The organism is Alcaligenes sp. SMD-FA, from assembly GCF_025960365.1.
GTDB classification, from domain to species: Bacteria; Pseudomonadota; Gammaproteobacteria; order Burkholderiales; family Burkholderiaceae_B; genus Alcaligenes; species Alcaligenes aquatilis.
In genome coordinates, this window is sequence record NZ_CP110108.1 from 3,046,481 (window position 1) to 3,065,784 (window position 19,304).

A 19,304-nucleotide genomic window follows, 5' to 3' on the forward strand; every position below is an offset into this window, starting at 1 on the left:
TGGTGGCCACCTTGCCTTGCCCGGATGCTGGCAAGGAGGTCGTTGCAGGCTTGGCGGCGGATTTGCTGGCTGGCGAGGCAGGTGCTGACTTGACGGCTGGCTTTGTTGCCGTGCTGACCGGATCGGACTTGGCGTCTGCACTGACGGCCTTGGCAGGCACGCTGGCAGCAGGCTTGCTTGTGGTCTGTTCCGCAGGAAACAAAGACCCAGAAGCAGACGACGTAGCGGCGGGCTTAGTCGCTGAACCTGTCGCAGGCCGTGCTACTGAGCTCGTCGTTGCAGACGTAGAGGCTGGCGATTTGCTTGTCGCCGGAGCCGCCGAACTTGCAGCGCCCGATACTGGAGTCCCGGCAGCGCTAGTTGCTTTACCCGTTTCCTTGCTGGGTTCTACCGATTTAGCCTGAGGTTTAGCCATGGCATTACTCTTTGCTTTTGTAGCGGCACCGACCTTGGTCTCCCCTACGGAGCGAGAGACAGGCTTGTCAACAGCGGGCTTAGCCGCCGCGTGAGCCGGAATGCCTGCCGTGGTTTGGGCAAGCGGTTTTGTTGCTGGCTTGGCGGCTACTTTCACTGGCGCTGTTGCAGCTGTTTTAGCGCTCGTACCTGTTGACGATATGCCCGTCGATTTCGCAGCCGTTTTCCTTACTGGCTGGGCCGTCCTTGGCTTGGCGGACGCAGGAGCAGCCGACTTCCTGGCCACTGCTGGCGTCGTTTTAGCAGCGGCTTTCGTTGTGACCTTGCTGGCCATTTCGGCAACGGGTTTGTCGTCCGCACTGCTCGACTTCCCGCCCTGCTCTTGTTGTTTAGCCGCTGCCTCGAACAAGCCCAACACTTCTTCAGAGGCCTTGACCACCGCCTCGGGGGCGGCATCCTGCTCGTCAATCGCACTGATCAGTTTCTTGATCAGGGACGCTACCAGACGGATTTCCTCTGGCTTATGTTTGCTCAACAGATGCGGAATCGCTTCTACGGCCTTATGACCGTGGTGCGCCAGCACCAAGGCTTGCTCGCGAATCGCTGCGCGCATTTTTTCAATATCAACGTGGCCCGTATCGTACTGCTCGCGCAAGCGCATGGCGGCATGGTGATAACGCTCATCAACGCTGTGACGCTGTTTGGCAATATGGAACAAACCGCGCAGTGCCGCTTCCAGCAAACCGCCCTCGTTCAACAAACCGTCCAGCCTGTGCATTTGCTGACGCACAAATGCCAGATGCTCAGGCGAGCTGCCAGGATGCGGGCGTGCCGGTGCAGAATCACCCGGCGCATGCCCTGCCAAGGCCATCAGCAAAGGCGAACCATACACCGTGTCAAACCAGATCTGATAAATACTGTCGCGACGGTCGCGGTAATTATTCAAGACCCGTTCCATGGCTTGGGAGAAATTCTCTTGCGCCTCCAGAAACAGATTGTCTTTGTCGACAGTCTGACGCTGCTGGCTAATGTTCTCGGCCCATTGATGAATCGTAGCGGCCCAAGGATGGGTGCTGGTCCAGGATTCGTAGGACAGGCGCATGGGATGCAAGGTTTCCAGCAGTGCAGCGGTATAAGGCGTGGTCAAGGCTTTGACCCACGGCTGTAAAGTGCTCTTGTAGAAAGCCAAATTGATTTCCGACAAGCGTGCGGCCGCTGCAAAGCGACGGTCTGACTCAGGGTCAGGTTGCACAATCTCGGCAATTTCAGCCAGATTGCTTTGACGCACCGACATCAGATACGGGTCGTTCAGCAAGGTGTCGTCGTCAGGTGTTTCCTCGACGGTGGCCCGATAAATACCAGCAGGCAGTAGATCAATTTGATCAATGGTGCTGGCAAACTTGCGGTGCTCTTTGCTGCCTACACTGCCCGACACAAAAATACCTAAATGCCCGATACGATCATGGGTCGTAAATACAATGGTCTGGTCGTGACTGCGTACATCATCGTCGTCCAGATACAGGTCGGTAATCCAGCCCAGGGCCTGTGCTGGTGGCGTGATGTTATCGCCAAAGGAGCTGAACACCACAATCGGTGAACGGATATTACGCAGATCAATACGGATGCCATCTGAAGTCAGTAACTGAGCCGTAGACAGCTTGTTGCCGATGAACAGATTGTCCACGATGTACTGCATTTCCACATCGTTCAGAAAGACATAACCGCCCCAGTACTTCTCGAAGCCGATGTAGCGTTCGGCCTCAGTGTCTGCCTTGGCGTACACGTTGTACTGCTTGGTCCACAAGGTATTGGCAGGGTCCAGGTTCTCGAAGTTCTTGACCAGCCACGCGCCATCAAAACGGCCATTGCCCAGATCGCTGGTCATGGCGGTCAACCAGCTCCCCCCCAGCAAGCCTCCGGCATAACGCATGGGGTTGCGACCGGCCCAGTAGGACAGGGGCGCGCCGGCCAGAATCAGCGGGCCAAACAGCTCCGGCCAGACAGCAGCAGCCATCATGACCTGCCAGCCTGCCTGACAATTGCCGATCACTACCGGCTTGCCCTGACTTTCCGGATGCAGTTCAGCCGCTTTGCTGACAAAGGCGGCATGAGCACGCATCACGTCCTCGACCGTCTGGCCGGGAACAGGGTCAGGTAAAAAACCGACGAAATAGCAAGGGTGCCCGGCTTGCAGCGCGGCACCGATTTCACTGTCGGACTTAAAGCCACCGATGCCCGGCCCATGCCCGGCCCGGGGGTCTACCACCAGGAAAGGACGTTTGCTGGGATCGGTAGGCTGATCATCCGGTGCCAGAATGCGCACCATCAGATAGTTAACGGGTCGGGGAAGAGTCAGACCCGACATGACCAGTTCAGCCGGGAAGTTCAACACATTGGGCACGTCAAGCTTGCGTTGGGCCTGGTACTGATCCCCGACCTGACGCTCGATGTCGGCATACAGAATGGTGCGCTGCCAGGCATCCACAAAGTACGAGGAGACGGTCTGACCCAGGTTCCAGGGATTCATCATCCAGGAGGACCAAGCCGTGCTGTCATCACGAGACTTATCTGTCATCATCTTCTCCCTTCAATCAGCTATCTGTTCAAGCGGCCTCAATAGCAATCGCTACGCCTTGACCACCGCCAATGCACAAGGTGGCCAGACCTTTCTGGGCACCACGGCGACGCATTTCATGAACCAGTGTCACCAGCACACGCGCGCCGGAGGCACCAATGGGGTGACCCAAAGCAATGGCACCGCCATTGACGTTGACCTTGTTCATATCCCACTGCAAGTCTTTGGCCACCGCCAGCGATTGAGCGGCAAAGGCTTCATTGGCTTCGATCAGGTCCAACTGATCCAGCTCCCAGCCCACCTTCTTCAAGACCTTGCGACTGGCCGACACAGGACCAATGCCCATGATGGCCGGGTCCACGCCAGTGCTGGCCCAACCACGAATCCAGGCCAGAACAGGCAGGCCCAATTCCTTGGCTTTTTCTGCGCTGGCCAGCAACAGCACGGCAGCACCATCGTTAATAGTGGATGCATTGCCTGCCGTCACCGTACCCTCTTTTTTGAAGGCGGGACGCAACTTGGCCAGGGACTCCAAGGTGGTTTGTGCACGAGGTTGCTCGTCAGCCTCGACACGAACGGGATCGCCTTTGCGCTGAGGAACCTCGATCGGGGTGATCTCGTCCTTGAAGCGTCCGGCTTCCATAGCGGCGACAGCTTTACGCTGGGATTCCACGGCAAACGCATCTTGCTGCTCACGGCTGATGCCGTAACGCTCGGCCAGATTCTCTGCGGTAATGCCCATGTGGTAATTGTGGAAGGCATCGGTCAGGCCATCACGCAGTAAGGTATCGTCCATCATGGCATGGCCCAGACCCAAGCCGGTACGCGCCTTGTGTACGACAAATGGGGCCAGGCTCATGCTCTCCTGGCCGCCTGCCAGCACCAGATCCGCATCACCCAGGGCGATGGCCTGCGCCGCCAGATTCACCGCTTTCAAGCCTGAACCGCACAGCTTGTTCAGAGACATCGAGGGGACTTCATACGGCAGGCCGGCGTTGACCGCTGCCTGACGGGCCGGATTCTGCCCTGCACCGGCGGTCAGAATCTGGCCCAATATGACTTCATCAATCTGCTCGGCTGCCACGCCTGTGCTCTGGAGCACAGCACGAATCAGTTGTGCGCTTAAATCATGAGCGGGCACCGTCGACAGCCCCCCTTGAAAGCGGCCGATGGGGCTGCGAGTTGCAGCAACAATCGCGATATCTTTGTGCATATCCATTCCTTTCGTAAGTCGCAGGCCCGACAAGCGGGCCCATCCAGGCTGCAGCCGAACAGGGTCGGGCTTAGTACATATGCTGGCCGCCATTCATGGCGACATTACTACCTGTCATAAATCCGGCTGCCTCGCTGGCAATAAAAGCCACCAAAGCGGCTATTTCCTCGGGCTGGCCCAAACGGCCCACCGGGATGCCCGCGATAATGCTGTTACGCACTTCCTCGGGCACCGCCATGACCATCTTTGTGGCCAGATAACCGGGAGAGACGGTATTGACCGTGACGCCCTTACGCGCCACTTCCTGAGCCAGCGCTTTGGTAAAACCGTGCATCCCTGCCTTGGCGGCCGAGTAGTTGGTTTGACCGAACTGCCCCTTGCTACCGTTAATGGAAGAGATATTGATCACCCGGCCCCAAGCACGCTCCAGCATGCCGTCGATAAAAGGCTTGGTCACGTTAAATACCGAGTCCAGATTGACACGCAGCACATCGTCCCACTTGTCTTTGCTGAGCTTGCGGAACGTACCGTCGCGTGTAATACCGGCGTTGTTGATCAGGATGTCGACCTGCAGGCCATCCTTCTCAATGGCTTGCGCCATTTGCTGGCACGACTCGAAATCGGCCACGTCAACGTGATAGCCCTGAAATACATACCCTGCATCGGCCTGCTCTTTTAACCAGACCTGGGCATCGGCCTCACTACGTGAATGAGTCACCAGAACATGGTGGCCCGCATCATGTAGGGCACGGGCGATCTCTTGGCCCAGACCACCCATCCCTCCTGTCACCAACGCTGTGCGTTTAACCGTAGACATACCGCTTATGCTCCCTTTTTAGTGTCTGAGGCGCTGGCAGCCGTTGCCCAAGGTGCGCCCCACTGCTTGAAAATATCCATCACAGGCACCGCCGCGCTGGTATCGCTGACGATCGCCATCACCGACTTCTGCCACGCTTCCAGCGCTTGCTGCAAGCCGGACGTAAATTCAGTCTGGTTCTCGATCGCAAGCTGATTGATGGTCTGGCTGTCATTGACACCGTGCTGGAACAAACGCCAGAAGGTGTCGGCGGGCAAGGCGGCCAAGGACTGCCAATTGCCGGTTTGCAGCAAGCTCTCGATTTCAGCGGTGGTCTGCTCCATGCTGCGCAAATTGCTCTTCTGTACAGATTCCAGCCAGCGATGTCCTCCTTCCTGCAGCAGGCGAGTGATACGCAGTTGCAACTCAACATTGGCCTTGTACAGATCCAAGGGAAGTGTTTCCATGCTCATCGAAATCTCCTTAAAGGAAAAAAGTGCCCCGTAATGGGGCCCAGCCCATCAAGCCATCTGAGAGATGGTGTTACGAAAACGCCGCAGCGACAGAACAAACAAGGCCGTTCCGATCACCAGCAGGGCTAAAAAGGGTTGCCACACGGTTTCAAGACCGGCGCCACGAAACAAAATGGCTTGTCCCAGAGACACAAAATGCGTGGTGGGGGCCAGTTGCATCAGGTTTTGAACAATTTCAGGCATGCTTTCACGGGGAGTCCGTCCGCCCGAGAGCAAGTTCATAGGCAGCAAGGTCAGCATCAGGAGCAAGCCAAACTGCGGCATGCTGCGCGACAAAGTGGCCAGATAGATGCCCATGGAGGTCATGGCGAACAAGCACAGCACAGTGCCGCACAAGAACAAAGGGATGGAGCCTTCAATCGGTACGCCCAGCAAGCCACGCACCACGAAGTTCAGGGACGCAGCGGTCGCAATCAGCACCACCAGCCCCATGGCCGTTACCTTGGACGCCATGATCTCGCCCGGAGTGACGGGCATCACCAGCAAGTGTTCAATGGTGCCGTGTTCGCGCTCACGAATCAGGGCAGCGCCAGTCAGAATGATGGACAGCATGGCGACCGAGTTGATGACCTCGGCAATACTGCCGAACCAGGCTTTTTCCAAGGTGGGGTTAAAGCGCACCCGCAAAGCCAGATCCACCGGCAGGGTGTCAACGCTGCGATATCGCCGCACGAACTCGTTGACCTCGCCCATCACCACCTGCTGGATGTAGTTATTGCCAGTAAAGGCCTGACTCATGCGGGTGGCATCAATGTTCAACTGCACCTCGGGGCTGCGTCCGGCCAGCACATCACGCTGAAAATTCGGCGGAATATTCAGCACAAAAGTAAAGGCCCCGGTATCCATGCCCGAGTCCATTTCGTCGTACTCGATCATGCGCGGGTGAATAAATTCCGGCGGATAGAAAGCCGACGTAATACGCGCGGATAAGGGGCTTTGGTCCTGATCCACAATCGCAATAGGCGCATTGTTCAAGGTTTCGGGCTGGGCCGTCGCCGAGGTGTAAATCGAGACCGAAAACACATACACGATGAGCAACAGCATCATGGGGTCGCGGGCCAGACTCCATAGTTCCTTGCGGCCCAGCAACAGCACATTCTTGAGTTTTCTCATCTCACTTCTCCTGCTTTTTCAGCAGCATGACCGCCGCACCCAGGACCACCGGAATCGCCAGCGCCAGGGCCAGCAAGGCGCCCTGCAAGTCCGAGAACGTCAGGGCCTTGTTAAATACCCCACGGCTGATGTTGAACATATGTGTCGCCGGGTAAATTTCGCCTGCCCAGCGACTGATCCCTTCCATGGAGGACACGGGATTGAGTAAACCCGATATCTGCACGGCGGGCAGCATGGTGCCGATCATGGCAAAGAACATGGCAGCGATCTGACTCTTGGTGACAGTGGATGCGACCAGGCCCATGCCGGTTGAAATCACGCAAAACATCAAGGTGGCCACGCTCAAAGTCAAAAAGCTGCCCTTGATAGGCACGTCGAACACCGTGATCGCCAACAGACACATGCACAAAAAATTGACCATCGCCAGGCCGATATAGGGAATCTGCTTGCCCAGCAAGAACTCCACTCGCGTCACCGGCGTGACGTACAGATTGATGATGGAACCCAGCTCCTTTTCGCGCACCACAGACAGCGCGGTCAGCATGGCGGGCAACATCAGCAAGAGCACCGGGATCACGGCCGGCACCATGGCGGGCAAGCTCTTGACGTCCGGGTTGTAGCGATAACGGTCCTGAATACTGGCGGGAACCACCAAGGCCCCTGCCCCCAGGCGTTCCTTGGCTTGTGTCACCAGCCATTGCTGGTGCATGGCTTTCACATACCCCTGGATGGTCTCGGCCCGGGTAGGCATGGAACCATCTACCCAGGCGGCAATTTCAGGCTTGCTGCCACGTAAAACATCACGCCCAAAACCGGGCGGGATTTCAATGGCCAGCGCAATCTTGCCACGCCGCATGCGGTCATCCAGATCCTGATAGTCCGTTAACGGGGGCTGTTCCAGAAAGTAGCGTGAACCGGACAGGTTCAAGGCATAGTTCTGGCTGATACTGGTTTGGTCACGGTCCAAGACGGCATAGCGCAAATCCTCTACATCCAGCGTAATACCAAAACCCATCACAAACAACAAAATCAAAGAACCGGCCAAGGCCAAGGTGGCGCGCACCGGGTCACGACGCAGTTCCAGGGCTTCACGCCAGGTATAGCTCAACAGACGTTGCAGGCTGAAGTGATCGCGCTTGTCGCTATGTTCCTGGGCTACGGTGACTTGCTCGGTAGCTGGCTCTACGTCAGCTTCCGGTCCACTGGCCTCCAGCAAATAGCCGATAAACGCTTCTTCCAGACTCGCTGCGTCCCGTTTTTTCACCAGATTGGCAGGGGTGTCACTATCGAGCACCTTACCGGCGTGCATCATGGACATGCGGTCGCACCGCTCGGCCTCGTTCATGAAGTGAGTCGAGATAAAAATCGTGACCTTGTCGCGACGCGACAGCTCAATCAACAAACGCCAGAAATTGTCGCGCGCGACCGGGTCCACCCCAGAGGTCGGTTCATCCAGAATCAGCAGTTCCGGCTTGTGCACCATGGCCACGGCCAAAGACAAACGCTGGCGCATACCCAAAGGAATTGCATCGGGCAGGCGGTCCAGAATCTGCCCCAGCTCGAAGCGCTCCACCATTTCGGCCACACGGCCATCCACCTCATCCTCGGGAACGTGGAACAACTGGGCGTGCAGCACCAGGTTTTGTCGAACCGTCAGCTCGCTGTACAGAGAGAAAGCCTGCGACATGTAACCCACACGACGACGGGTATCAATGTCCTTGGGGTTCACCTCGTGGCCGAACAGCCAGGCCTGACCTTCGGATGCAGGCAGCAAGCCGGTCAGCATCTTCATGGTGGTGGACTTGCCGCAACCATTCGATCCCAGAAAGCCAAAAATCTCGCCGCGTCGAATCCGAAAAGACACATTGTCCACGGCGGTAAAGTCGCCAAACCGAATCGTCAGCCCCTCGGCTTCAATGGCAATATCGTCTGCGTCCACATCCAGCGGCGGGATTTCTACTGCTTTGTGTCCTTGGCGCTTGTCCTCGGGCAAGAGGCGGATAAAAGCCTGTTCCAGGCTTTGGCTTTCCGTGCGTTCCAGCAACTCTTTGGGTGAACCCGTTGCCAGAATCTGGCCATCATCCATGGCGACCAGCCAGTCAAACCGCTGGGCCTCGTCCATATAGGCCGTGGCCACAATCACGCTCATGCTGGGGCGCTCGATGCGAATACGCTCGATCAAATCCCAGAACTGCTTGCGGGCCAGCGGGTCCACACCAGTGGTAGGCTCGTCCAGCAGCAGGAAATCCGGGTCGTGAATCAAGGCGCAGCACAGACCCAGCTTTTGCTTCATACCGCCCGAAAGCTTGCCTGCAGGCCGGGTAAGAAAAGGATGTAGTCCGGTACTGCGCGTCAAATCGTCAATACGACGGCGCCGCTCGGCCGCATCGTGCCCAAACAAACGGCCAAAGAACTGCAGGTTTTCTTCCACTGACAAAGTGGGATACAAATTCTTGCCCAGACCTTGAGGCATGTAGGCAATGCGCGGGCAAATCTGGTCGCGATGACTTTTTTCCGCCATATCACCCCCCAGCACCTCAATATGGCCTTCCTGAATCACGCGGGCACCGGCCAGCAGGGACAGCAAGCTGGACTTGCCCACACCGTCAGGGCCAATCAGTCCGACCATGCAAGCAGCAGGAACATCCAGGCTTAACCGATCCAGTGCGAGCGTGTCACCATAACGCTGGCTGAGCCCAACAACGCGAGCAACAGTCGCCGCTTGCTGCTTGAGCATGGTTTACTCCGTCAAGGTAGAAGTCAGCGACTCAGGCCAGTTGGCATTAGGATCCAGCTTCACCCAGGCCACACCAGGCAAGCCGGTTTTAACTTGCTCCAGGTGCTTTTTCAGCAACTCGGGGGCAATCTGAGCCTTGACGCGGAACATCAATTTTTGACGCTCCGAGGCTGTTTCTACACTTTTGGGGGTGAATTGGGCCGAACTGGCCACAAAGGACACGGTAGCGGGAACCGGAATATCAGGGATGGCATCGAGCACGAGACGGACCTCTGTACCCAGAGCCACCCTGCCGGCCACTTCGCTGGGCAAGAAGAAAGTCATGTACACATCAGACAGGTCCAGCACGTTCAACACACGGCCACCGGCACCCAATACTTCACCGGGTTGAGCAACGCGAATTTGCACTCGTCCATCTCGGGGGCTGACCAGCTTGCTGTCACGCAAGTCGGCTTCAATACGGGCAACAGCCGCAGTGGCAGCTTCCACCGCCGACTGCGCACCAATCAACTGAGCTTTAGCGGCGTTAATGGCGGCTTGCGCTGCATTGGCCTGGGCCTTGGTGGCGGCAACGGCCGCCTGTGCACCACGCACACGCGCACGGTCATCATCCAGCTCCTGCGCGGAGGCAGCCCCTTCTTTGGCCAAGGTCGTGGAACGGGCCAGACGGCGCTGGGCCGCATCCAGCTCCGACTCACGTTGACCAATCAGGGCTTTGGCGGCGATAGCATCGCTTTCACGCAAGGCAACTTGCGCCTGAGAGGCCGCCACATTGTTTTCGGCCTGACGCAAACCAGCCACCGCTTCGTCACGAGCCGCCTCCAAACTGTCTTGCTGCATGATGGCCAGCACTTGGCCTTCCTTCACAAAGTCGCCCTCATGGGCAGCAATACTCTGGATACGTCCGGCAAACTTGGTAGAGATATCAATCTCGGTCGCTTCGATACGGCCATTACCACTGACAAAACCTTCTCCAGGGCCCGTATCGGACATTTTCTGCCATGCCCACCAGCCCAGGCCCAACACCCCGGCAACGATTAGGACAGGAACAAGATTTTTTTTCAACGAAGATGGTTTGCTCATAGCTGGCTCGAGGATGGATTCGATGGAGAGGAGTTATGGGTGTTGGTCAGGGGCTCGGCAGGATCCAGCCCACCGCCCAAGGCGCTATACATGGCAATCTGGCTGGCCAGGAGCGCACGGCGCGTTTGCACCACTTGCTGCTCCACATCCAGCAGGTCGCGCTGCGCATCCAGCACTTCCAGATAGGCGGCTGAACCGTTGTCGTAACGCATCTGTGCCAGACGGGCGCGCTCGGTCTGAGCGCTACGGGCCACCAGTTGCACTTCCAGTTGCTGACTTAACCAACGACGCGTCGACAAAGCATCCGACACTTCACGGAAAGCGGTTTGAATCGCTTTCTCGTACTCGGCGATACGCATATCACGACGCACGTAAGAGACGTCCAGATTGGCGCTGCGACGGCCACCATCAAAGATAGGCAGGGAAATCGTGGGAGCGAACATCCAGGCTTTGCTGCCGGATTCAAACAAGCCATCGAGCTCAGCGCTGGCTGTGCCGAAATTGCCGGTCAAGGCAATGCGCGGGAAAAAAGCAGCGCGGGCTGCACCAATATTGGCGTTGGCTGCCCGCAACTTATGTTCAGCCGCAATAATGTCGGGCCGCCAGATCATCAGGTCAGAAGGCAAACCGGGAGCCAGCTCGGCCAACATGAGCGTGTCATTTAAAGGCGTCCCCGTTAGAGGCACTCCCGGATCAGCACCCAGTAGTTGTTGCAAGGCATGCAATTGCACAGCACGTTGCTGCTCCAGTTGGGCCAGCATGGACTGGGCTTGCGTCAGCAAGGTTTGGACCTGAGTCACATCCAGCTTGGACGTTGCTCCTACCTCATAGCGGCGGGAGAAAATACGGTAGGACTCCTGACGCGTCTCCACACTTTTACGAGCGATCTGCACGCGCTCATCGAGCTCGCGCACCACAATATAGTTAATGGCCACTTGCGAGACCAAAGCCACATGCGCGGCTTGTCGGCCTGCCTCGGTAGCCAGCCAGCCCTGCAAGGCGGCATCTTCCAGACTACGTACACGCCCCCACAAATCCAGCTCCCAACTGGTCAAACCGACCTGGGCGCGGTAATCGCCGCCCGTCACGGCCTGGCCGCTCGGGTTCATATCGCCTGGCACACGCGAACGCGCAGTCTGACCACCCACGGTAAATTCAGGAAAGCGTTCGCTGCGCTGCAAATTCAGCATGGCGCGAGCCTCATCTACCCGTAGCACAGCCACGCGCATATCACGGTTATGGTTCAGTGCCGTCTCAATGAGCTTGCTCAGAACCGGATCTGTAAAGTATTGGCGCCAGCCCAGGTCACGCGCTCGCGCCGCATTTACCTGCTCTGCAGACAAATCCGAATAGGCTTGCGGAACGGGGGCGGCGGGCTGCTGGTAATCGGGTGCCATCGAGGTACAACCAACTAAGGTCAGCAGCAAGGCAGCCAGCGCGAAATGAGGGCGACGCGCAGCACTTCGATACTTGATACTCAAATCAGAGATCTGTGGGGCCATGGGAAAACATGCCTAATGAGAAAAAGAAAACTGCCGTCCAGGCAAAACAGCACGTCAGCGATAGGTTTTGTCCCCATCGCCGACATAAAACAGCGCGAAAAGCTCAGCTCGAAAGAGAGCGTGTGTGAGCTGACTGCTTACTTCACTAATACGTATTGACCGGGTGCCGGACCGACAGGTGGATAACCCTGTTTAGCTGCCCCCATTTGCGGTGGCTTCACATTCGCACCCGAACGGGTTTTCAGCCATTCAGCCCAGGCGAGCCACCAGGAGCCCTGATGGGAGGCGGCTTGGGCCTGCCAATCGTCCACCAAAATGGGCGCGGTACCTGCTGCGCGGGTATGAATCTGATATTTGCGACGCGGATGACCCGGTTCGCTGACAATTCCGGCGTTATGCCCGCCTGTGGTCAAGACAAAGGTGATCTCAGAAGGGACCAGATAATGCAGTTTATAAACAGAGCGCCAGGGTGCTACGTGATCGGAAACCGTACCGACGCAAAAAATAGGCAAATTAACTTGCGACAAAGAAACAATACGGCCTTGTACCGGATAACGGTTTTGACTTAAATCATTATTTAAATACATGCGGCGCAAATACTGCGAGTGCATGGTGGCTGGCATACGCGTGGCATCTGCATTCCAGGCCATCAAGTCACTCAAGGGGAGACGTTCACCCAATAAATACTTACTCACCATGGGCGCCCACAGTAGATCAGCGGAACGCAGCATTTGAAAAGCAACTTCCATCTGATTGGCGCGTAAGTACCCTTCATCAGCCATCTGGGCTTCCAGCAAGCTGACCTGGCTCTCGTCAATAAACAGGGACAAATCGCCAGGCTCGGAAAAGTCGGTTTGGGCGGCAAAAAAAGTCAGGGAGGCAAGCCTGTCATCACCATCGCGTGCCATGGCAGCGGCCGCAATGGCCAGCAAGGTGCCGCCCAGGCAATAGCCGGTCGCGTGGATTTTCTGGCCGGGAACAATGGCGTTGACCGCATCCAGGCTAGCCTTCCAGCCCAGGCGAATGTAGTCGTCCATCCCGAACGCATGATCTTGGGCAACGGGGTTTTTCCAGGATAAGCAAAACACGGTATGACCTTGATCTACCAGATATTTGATCAGGGAGTTGTGCTCGGACAGATCCAGAATGTAGTACTTCATGATCCAGGCCGGCACAATCAGAACCGGCTCTGGATGAACCTGTTTGGTCGTTGGCGCGTACTGGATCAGTTCAACCAGTTCATTACGCAATACAACCTTGCCCGGAGTGGCCGCCACATCCTTGCCAACCACGAAGTCTTGCGCACCTACAGGAGGCTCACCGGCGAACTGGGCTTGCATATCCTGCTGCCAGTTTGTCAGACCACGGCTAAAGTTATCTCCGTGCTCTGCAAGGGTTTTGTCCCACACCAGCGGGTTCGTCCAGGCAAAATTGCTGGGGCTGAGCATGTTCAGCCATTGCTCGACACCAAAGGCAATTAGTTTTTGATGATGGGGCTCAACACCGGCCACGCCTTCCGTGGCGCTTTGCCACCATTGCTGTTGCGCCTGATAGGTTTGTCGCAGCAAATTAAAAGGCCAGCGGTCCCAGGCAGGATCAGAAAAACGGCGGTCTGTGTAGGCTGGCGTGGGGGCTGGTTGAGCAGTTTGCAAGGACTGTTGGGCCGATGCAGCCAGCTCTTGGCTCCATTCGCGGAACAACTGTTCCCACTGTTTTTGGGCCAACTGCCGTAACTGCTCTTGTTTGCCGGGGCTAAGGGCCAGATGACGTATCCAGTCCATCCAGGCAAGAAATTGTGATTCGGGGGAGATGGAACTCCAGATACGAGCCCAGGCGGCTCGTGCGGATGCGTCTAACTGTTCAGCCTGATCATGGGACTGCCTGCTAACCATTGCCACTCCGCAAAAAGTACACAAAAAACAGATACGACTGCTTAGTCTTTTTAATAATACACCAGTTTACATCTAAACTTTTTGCATACAGGTCTTTTAACAAGAAGCTATAAAAAACCTTTGCGTTAGATCAAGTTCATGACAGATAAAAAACCGCCAACGTCAGCCCCATTTGTTGTTATACCGTGCTTGTTATGAAATAAGGAAATGAAAATCAGTAAAAAACAAATAAAACATTTTTAAAAAAGGTTTTTAAAAACAAAACGCTGCATTTCAGTTAAACCCGCGAACACCCAAACACAGAGCAGAACTATTATTTCTGCAACTATGTGACAAAACAAGCAAAACGTCACGTCTCATGGAACGTAGCTTGCCAGCGGTCTGAGAAAAGCAGCCTGATATACTGCAGGCCCCATATCTTGCCCATCCACACAGGATGACATGACAGACACACACCAAAATAAACTTCATAAAAACGAAAGCACCAACAAGCGACGTTACCTGCCCTCGGCCGAGCGTAAACGCGAAATCCTGAAAGCAGCTTTTGACGAATTTTCTCACCGGGGTTTTTTGGGAACCTCGCTCGAGCGCATTGCCGCCCGCGCTGGAATCTCCAAGTCCGGCACTTACGCGCACTACAACAGCAAAGATGACGTATTCGAGGACATGCTCCGCAGCACGCTGCTGCCCCCCGAAGGCAACACCTTTGAACTTTCCGATACCTGCGAGGCAGCCACCCTGTCCTGTCTCGTGGATGAGTATCTCAATCAACTCTATGAGCGCCTGTCCAATCCGGACGTGCAAGCCATGTTCAGGCTGCTAATGACCGAAAGCGGTCGTGTCCCCGATCTGGCCCAGTATTGGGGCCAACAACTCTTGGACCAGAACTACACGGCCAACCAGGCTTTTTTTCAGTTGGGTATCCAACGAGGGCTTATCCGCCCCGATGTCAGCTCCTCAGACTACCTCCAGGCGGCCTCCCCTTCCCTGATGTGGTTAATGGTTTTGCTGGTTTTAGGCCCGCAACACTCGCCTGTACCCTTTGAGGAAGTCCGCCTCCTGCACAAACGCTTATTAATAGAGCGCCTGCAACCCGTGTCTGTCTGAGCACGCCCCCTTGAAATCAGGCAATCAAGCTCAATGGCATTGGCAAGCAGGCTTGATTGGCATGCAAGGCCTCTTATGTTGTAGGCCATAAGCCTCATCAAGCCTGACGTATAAGCGCAGCCGAGCTGCGCGCTACACTTGTGGCCACCAATTATTCCCTTGAACCGCAACTACTCGTACAATTGTCGGTTGCAGTCCATTTCCAATGGGTTCCCTCACCCCATCCACCAAAAAGGTCCAGACATGACTCTGCCTACCGTGCCGTCTTCACGGCTGTCGTTCTACTTGCGACTTCTCATTGCCTTTCACATTTTTATTGTGATTGCCAGCAATTATCTGGTTCAACTTCCCATTGAATTGTTCGGCTTCCATAGCACGTGGGGAGCCTTCAGCTTTCCCTTTGTTTTTCTGGCTACCGACCTGACCGTCCGTTTGATGGGCAAGTCCGAAGCACGCCGTGTGATTACCCGCGCCATGTTTCCGGCCCTCATCGCCTCTTATGTCGTCTCCGTGCTCTTTCATGAAGGCCAATTCAATGGCCTGCAGGCACTGGGCGAATTCAACAGCTTTGTGTTTCGTATTGCCTTGGCCAGCTTTGCCGCCTACGTCTTAGGGCAATTGCTGGATGTACAGGTCTTTGACCGCATCCGTCGCGACTACAAACAGTGGTGGCTTGCTCCAGCCGCTGCTTCGGTCTTCGGGCAGGCACTGGATACGCTGGCCTTTTTCGGTATCGCCTTCTGGCATAGCAGCAATCCTTTCATGGCCGAACACTGGGGCGAGATTGCCATCGTCGATTACGTCATCAAGCTGGGCGTCAGCCTGCTGCTGTTTGTACCTATGTATGGCGTGCTGCTCAATTCCCTGATCAGCACCATGAAGCGCCGCGCCCTAAGCATCGCGCAGGCCAAAGCATGAAGCCGCACACTCCACACCGCCGGGCCCTGGTTTTGTTTTCAGGCGGACAGGATTCGGCTACCTGCCTGGCCTGGGCTCTGGACCGCTTTGCCTTTGTGGAAACCGTGGGCTTTGACTACGGCCAGCGCAACCATGCGGAATTGCAGTGCCGTCAGACACTAAAAGACAAACTGTGCCAACGGTTCCCGCATTGGGCAGAGCGCCTGGGGCAAGACCATGTGCTCGATGCCCATGTTCTGGCTCAGATAGGTGGCAGCGCCATGACCGAATCCATGACGATCGCCATGCAGGAAGACGGTCTGCCCAATACCTTTGTGCCCGGTCGAAATCTGCTGTTCTTTACTCTGGCTGGTGCCCTGGCCTACCGCCGGGGCCTGGATACGCTGGTAGGCGGCATGTCGGAAACCGATTATTCGGGCTACCCGGATTGCCGCGACAACACATTGAAAGCGCTGCAAGTGGCATTGAGCCTGGGAATCGAGCGCCCACTGACCGTGGAAACACCATTGATGTGGCTGGATAAAGCAGATACCTGGGAATTGGCCCACCAGCTTGGCTCGGATGCTTTGGTACAACTGATTCGGGAAGACAGCCACACCTGCTACCAGAACAATCGGGAAACGCTGCATGACTGGGGATATGGCTGCGGGCAATGCCCGGCTTGTGAACTGCGGGCCAAAGGGTATGCCGACTGGCGGATACAAGACAGAACCGCAAGGCGCTCATGAGCTAAACGGATGACTGAATGGCCACTACCACCTATACCTCAAGCCTCAACATAAAAGGTGGTGAGTAAAGCCGCTTCATGTCCCAAGCAACATGCCTAAAGATAAGCCCAGTCATGCTAATGACTGGGCTTTTTCATTGAATTACAACTGCGCCGGTTCTGTCTGCACTTGATACACCGGATAGCTTCGACACAAGGTCACGATTTTTTCACGGATCTCGTGCTTGATCGTATCCAGCGTGCCTGCCTCATAGGCATCGAGCACATCGCACAAGTAGTGTGCCAACTGCTCGCAATCGGCCACGGTAAAGCCGCGCGTGGTCACAGCGGGGGTTCCGATCCGGATACCTGAGGTCACCATGGGCGAACGCGGATCATTGGGCACCGAGTTCTTGTTCACTGTAATGTAGGCATCTGCCAAGGCATCGCTGGCCTCTTGGCCGGTGTAAGGTTTGGCCGACAAGTTAATCAGCATCATGTGATTATCCGTACCGCCTGACACGATATTATGGCCGCGCTGCATCAGTACCGCTGCCATGGCGCGGGCATTACGCACCACATTTTGCTGATAAGTCCGGAACTCGGGCTGCAGAGCTTCTTTGAACGCAACCGCTTTGGCTGCAATCAAGTGCATCAAGGGGCCCCCTTGCACGCCAGGAAACACAGCCGAGTTCAGGCGTTTGTACAAATCCTCGCTCTGCCCTTTAGCCATGATCACACCACCACGTGGGCCACGCAGGGTTTTATGGGTCGTACTGGTCACCACATGCGCGTATGGCAGAGGGCTGGGGTACTCACCTGCCGCCACCAGACCCGCCACGTGGGCCATATCCACCCAGAACCAGGCACCCACCTTGTCGGCGATCTGGCGCATGCGGGCCCAGTCCTTCACACGCGAATACGCGGAAAAGCCACCAATCAGCATTTTGGGCTTGGTCTCGATAGCAATGCGCTCCATTTCGTCGTAATCGATCAGCCCGGTTTGGATATCAACTCCGTAAGGAACAATATTGTAAAGACGGCCGGAAATATTGATCGGGTTGCCGTGTGTCAGGTGCCCGCCTTGGGCCAGGTTCATTCCCATGACCGTATCGCCTGGTTTGAGCAAGGCCAGGAACACAGCGGTATTGGCTTGCGCTCCGGCATGAGGCTGTACGTTGGCGTAGTCACAATCGAAGACGGCTTTCAGGCGCTCGATTGCCAGACGTTCAGCCACGTCCACAAACTCGCAACCGGCGTAGTAACGCTTGTCCGGGTAGCCCTCGGCATATTTATTGGTAAACACGGAGTTCTGAACCTGCATAACCAGGGGACTGGCATAGTTTTCCGAAGCAATCAGTTCTACGTGATCTTCCTGGCGGCTTTCTTCGCCTTGGATGGCCTGGGCCAATTCCTTGTCAAAATCGGACAGGCTGAGAGTGTTGTCGTACATCGCTTTTCCTTAAAAAAATTCTATCCACGTTGCGGCCACTTGCCTGGCCACTTTGCAAAGCAGGCCCACGCCCTAACCGTGAGTGCGCTCGAACTCACGCATGAACGCTCCCAGCGCCTGTACCGCGTCCAAGGTGACGGCGTTGTAGATGCTGGCGCGCAAGCCTCCTGTTGATTGATGGCCCTTCAAACCGTGAAAACCATTTTTCTGGGCTTCTTTCACAAACAAATCTTCCAAATTAGTTTCAGCAATATGAAATGGCACATTATTGATGGATCGATCGTCAGACCAAACGCCATTGGTATAAAAACCATTGCTTTTATCAATGACGTCATAGAGATGTTGTGCTTTTTTCTTATTTATTTCATACAAAACGTCTATTCCACCTACTCGCTCAATCCACTCCAGAGTCAAACCCAAGACATACCAGGAAAATGTAGAAGGGGTATTGAGCAAGGATTGCTTTTTTGCCTGAATGGAAAAATCCAACACCTGTGGCGTACTCGCTAAAGGCTTGTCTAAAATAGCAGGATTGAGCAATACCATTGTCACACCAGCGATGCCCATATTTTTCTGGGCTGAAGCGTAAATCAAATCGTGAGCCGAGATGTCAAGCGGTTTTGACATCAAGCTGGAGCAAGCATCGCATACCAATGGAATAGATGAAACAGGTGGTTTTGAAAATTGCAAGCCCTGTGCAGTTTCATTCTCTGTGTAATGCAAGTACGCTGCATCCAGATTAATATTAGATTCATTAATTTCCGGAATACGATCAAATCCAGTTTCATAAGAACTCGCTATGATTCTTACTTCCCCATATTGCCTAGCAGCATTGGCGGCTTGTTCCGACCATAACCCTGTATGTATATAGTCTGCTGTTTTTTTTTGATGAAACAAGTTCATCGGGATTTGAGAGAACTGCAGATACGACCCCCCTTGCAGGAGCAAGACGTGATAGTCCGATGGCACAGCCAGAACACGACGTACAGCGGTGTCAGTACGATGGGCAAAATCCATGAAAGGCTGGGAACGATGACTGATTTCCATCACAGAGACCCCTGTGCCGGCAAAATCAAGCAGCTCATCTCGTACTTGCAATAGAACATCCATCGGCAAGGCGCTGGGCCCTGCGCTGAAATTAAAGGGTCGGGACATACTTGTTGAGATCCTGTACAAACCTGAACGCCGGAACAGGCCCCCCCTATTTCGGCAATGACAATCAAGTCTACGAGCACAATGGTCTGACTAGTCAGACCATTAAT

13 protein-coding genes and 1 pseudogene are annotated in these 19,304 nt (G+C 55.4%); 3 read left to right on the forward strand and 11 right to left on the reverse strand.

The window, feature by feature from the left end:
• Positions 1 to 664 precede the first annotated feature (664 nt).
• The 9 genes and pseudogenes from OKX01_RS14150 to OKX01_RS14190 all read right to left on the reverse strand — a co-directional run.
• Positions 665 to 2,944 (reverse strand): annotated as a pseudogene (locus OKX01_RS14150) (DUF3141 domain-containing protein); the annotation flags it as partial.
• Positions 2,945 to 3,017: 73 nt separating this feature from the next.
• Positions 3,018 to 4,202 (reverse strand): acetyl-CoA C-acetyltransferase, encoded by a 1,185-nt coding sequence (locus OKX01_RS14155; RefSeq protein WP_108727836.1) that lies wholly within the window; start codon positions 4,200 to 4,202, stop codon positions 3,018 to 3,020.
• A gap of 70 nt (positions 4,203 to 4,272) precedes the next feature.
• Positions 4,273 to 5,019 carry an acetoacetyl-CoA reductase gene (gene phbB, locus OKX01_RS14160; protein ID WP_094197451.1) on the reverse strand — a complete coding sequence of 249 codons (747 nt, stop codon included), beginning with the start codon at positions 5,017 to 5,019 and terminating at the stop codon, positions 4,273 to 4,275.
• 5 nt (positions 5,020 to 5,024) lie between these two features.
• Positions 5,025 to 5,471 (reverse strand): phasin family protein, encoded by a 447-nt coding sequence (locus OKX01_RS14165; RefSeq protein ID WP_094197452.1) that lies wholly within the window; start codon positions 5,469 to 5,471, stop codon positions 5,025 to 5,027.
• Positions 5,472 to 5,519: 48 nt separating this feature from the next.
• Entirely contained in the window at positions 5,520 to 6,644 is a 1,125-nt protein-coding gene (locus OKX01_RS14170; protein ID WP_094197453.1) for an ABC transporter permease, read from the reverse strand.
• Between the two features lies 1 nt (position 6,645).
• Positions 6,646 to 9,381 carry a ribosome-associated ATPase/putative transporter RbbA gene (gene rbbA, locus OKX01_RS14175; protein WP_264671970.1) on the reverse strand — a complete coding sequence of 912 codons (2,736 nt, stop codon included), beginning with the start codon at positions 9,379 to 9,381 and terminating at the stop codon, positions 6,646 to 6,648.
• 3 nt (positions 9,382 to 9,384) lie between these two features.
• Positions 9,385 to 10,464 carry an HlyD family secretion protein gene (locus OKX01_RS14180; RefSeq protein WP_230017596.1) on the reverse strand — a complete coding sequence of 360 codons (1,080 nt, stop codon included), beginning with the start codon at positions 10,462 to 10,464 and terminating at the stop codon, positions 9,385 to 9,387.
• On the reverse strand, positions 10,461 to 11,966 hold the full coding sequence (locus OKX01_RS14185) for an efflux transporter outer membrane subunit (RefSeq protein WP_264671971.1): 1,506 nt from the start codon (positions 11,964 to 11,966) through the stop codon (positions 10,461 to 10,463). The genes OKX01_RS14180 and OKX01_RS14185 overlap by 4 nt, the downstream gene beginning before the upstream one ends.
• A gap of 137 nt (positions 11,967 to 12,103) precedes the next feature.
• Positions 12,104 to 13,858 carry a PHA/PHB synthase family protein gene (locus tag OKX01_RS14190; RefSeq protein ID WP_125277665.1) on the reverse strand — a complete coding sequence of 585 codons (1,755 nt, stop codon included), beginning with the start codon at positions 13,856 to 13,858 and terminating at the stop codon, positions 12,104 to 12,106.
• Between the two features lie 441 nt (positions 13,859 to 14,299).
• Here OKX01_RS14190 and OKX01_RS14195 point away from each other — a divergent pair, with 441 nt between their 5' ends.
• The 3 genes from OKX01_RS14195 (at position 14,300) to queC (ending at position 16,611) form a co-directional block, all read left to right on the forward strand.
• The gene (locus OKX01_RS14195) at positions 14,300 to 14,965 is read left to right on the forward strand and encodes a TetR/AcrR family transcriptional regulator (protein WP_264671972.1); all 666 of its coding nucleotides are present in this window, start codon (positions 14,300 to 14,302) and stop codon (positions 14,963 to 14,965) included.
• A 243-nt stretch (positions 14,966 to 15,208) separates the two neighbouring features.
• Entirely contained in the window at positions 15,209 to 15,883 is a 675-nt protein-coding gene (locus tag OKX01_RS14200; RefSeq protein ID WP_125277664.1) for a 7-cyano-7-deazaguanine/7-aminomethyl-7-deazaguanine transporter, read from the forward strand.
• On the forward strand, positions 15,880 to 16,611 hold the full coding sequence (gene queC / locus OKX01_RS14205) for a 7-cyano-7-deazaguanine synthase QueC (protein ID WP_108727840.1): 732 nt from the start codon (positions 15,880 to 15,882) through the stop codon (positions 16,609 to 16,611). Before OKX01_RS14200 ends, queC begins: the two co-directional genes overlap by 4 nt.
• A 141-nt stretch (positions 16,612 to 16,752) precedes the next feature.
• Here queC and glyA read toward each other — a convergent pair whose 3' ends face one another.
• Positions 16,753 to 18,042: a serine hydroxymethyltransferase gene (gene glyA, locus OKX01_RS14210; RefSeq protein ID WP_108727841.1), complete on the reverse strand. Its 1,290-nt coding sequence runs from the start codon at positions 18,040 to 18,042 to the stop codon at positions 16,753 to 16,755.
• Positions 18,043 to 18,114: 72 nt separating this feature from the next.
• On the reverse strand, positions 18,115 to 19,197 hold the full coding sequence (gene serC, locus OKX01_RS14215; RefSeq protein ID WP_125277663.1) for a 3-phosphoserine/phosphohydroxythreonine transaminase: 1,083 nt from the start codon (positions 19,195 to 19,197) through the stop codon (positions 18,115 to 18,117).
• Between the last annotated feature and the right edge of the window lie 107 nt (positions 19,198 to 19,304).

What these genes read in the sequence shown, in the direction of transcription:
- OKX01_RS14155 (WP_108727836.1), bottom strand. Translation starts at nt 4,202, where the DNA reads ATGCACAAAGATATCGCGATTGTTGCTGCAACTCGCAGCCCCATCGGC.
- phbB (WP_094197451.1), bottom strand. Translation starts at nt 5,019, where the DNA reads ATGTCTACGGTTAAACGCACAGCGTTGGTGACAGGAGGGATGGGTGGT.
- OKX01_RS14165 (WP_094197452.1), bottom strand. Translation starts at nt 5,471, where the DNA reads ATGAGCATGGAAACACTTCCCTTGGATCTGTACAAGGCCAATGTTGAG.
- OKX01_RS14170 (WP_094197453.1), bottom strand. Translation starts at nt 6,644, where the DNA reads ATGAGAAAACTCAAGAATGTGCTGTTGCTGGGCCGCAAGGAACTATGG.
- rbbA (WP_264671970.1), bottom strand. Translation starts at nt 9,381, where the DNA reads ATGCTCAAGCAGCAAGCGGCGACTGTTGCTCGCGTTGTTGGGCTCAGC.
- OKX01_RS14180 (WP_230017596.1), bottom strand. Translation starts at nt 10,464, where the DNA reads ATGAGCAAACCATCTTCGTTGAAAAAAAATCTTGTTCCTGTCCTAATC.
- OKX01_RS14185 (WP_264671971.1), bottom strand. Translation starts at nt 11,966, where the DNA reads ATGGCCCCACAGATCTCTGATTTGAGTATCAAGTATCGAAGTGCTGCG.
- OKX01_RS14190 (WP_125277665.1), bottom strand. Translation starts at nt 13,858, where the DNA reads ATGGTTAGCAGGCAGTCCCATGATCAGGCTGAACAGTTAGACGCATCC.
- OKX01_RS14195 (WP_264671972.1), top strand. Translation starts at nt 14,300, where the DNA reads ATGACAGACACACACCAAAATAAACTTCATAAAAACGAAAGCACCAAC.
- OKX01_RS14200 (WP_125277664.1), top strand. Translation starts at nt 15,209, where the DNA reads ATGACTCTGCCTACCGTGCCGTCTTCACGGCTGTCGTTCTACTTGCGA.
- queC (WP_108727840.1), top strand. Translation starts at nt 15,880, where the DNA reads ATGAAGCCGCACACTCCACACCGCCGGGCCCTGGTTTTGTTTTCAGGC.
- glyA (WP_108727841.1), bottom strand. Translation starts at nt 18,042, where the DNA reads ATGTACGACAACACTCTCAGCCTGTCCGATTTTGACAAGGAATTGGCC.
- serC (WP_125277663.1), bottom strand. Translation starts at nt 19,197, where the DNA reads ATGTCCCGACCCTTTAATTTCAGCGCAGGGCCCAGCGCCTTGCCGATG.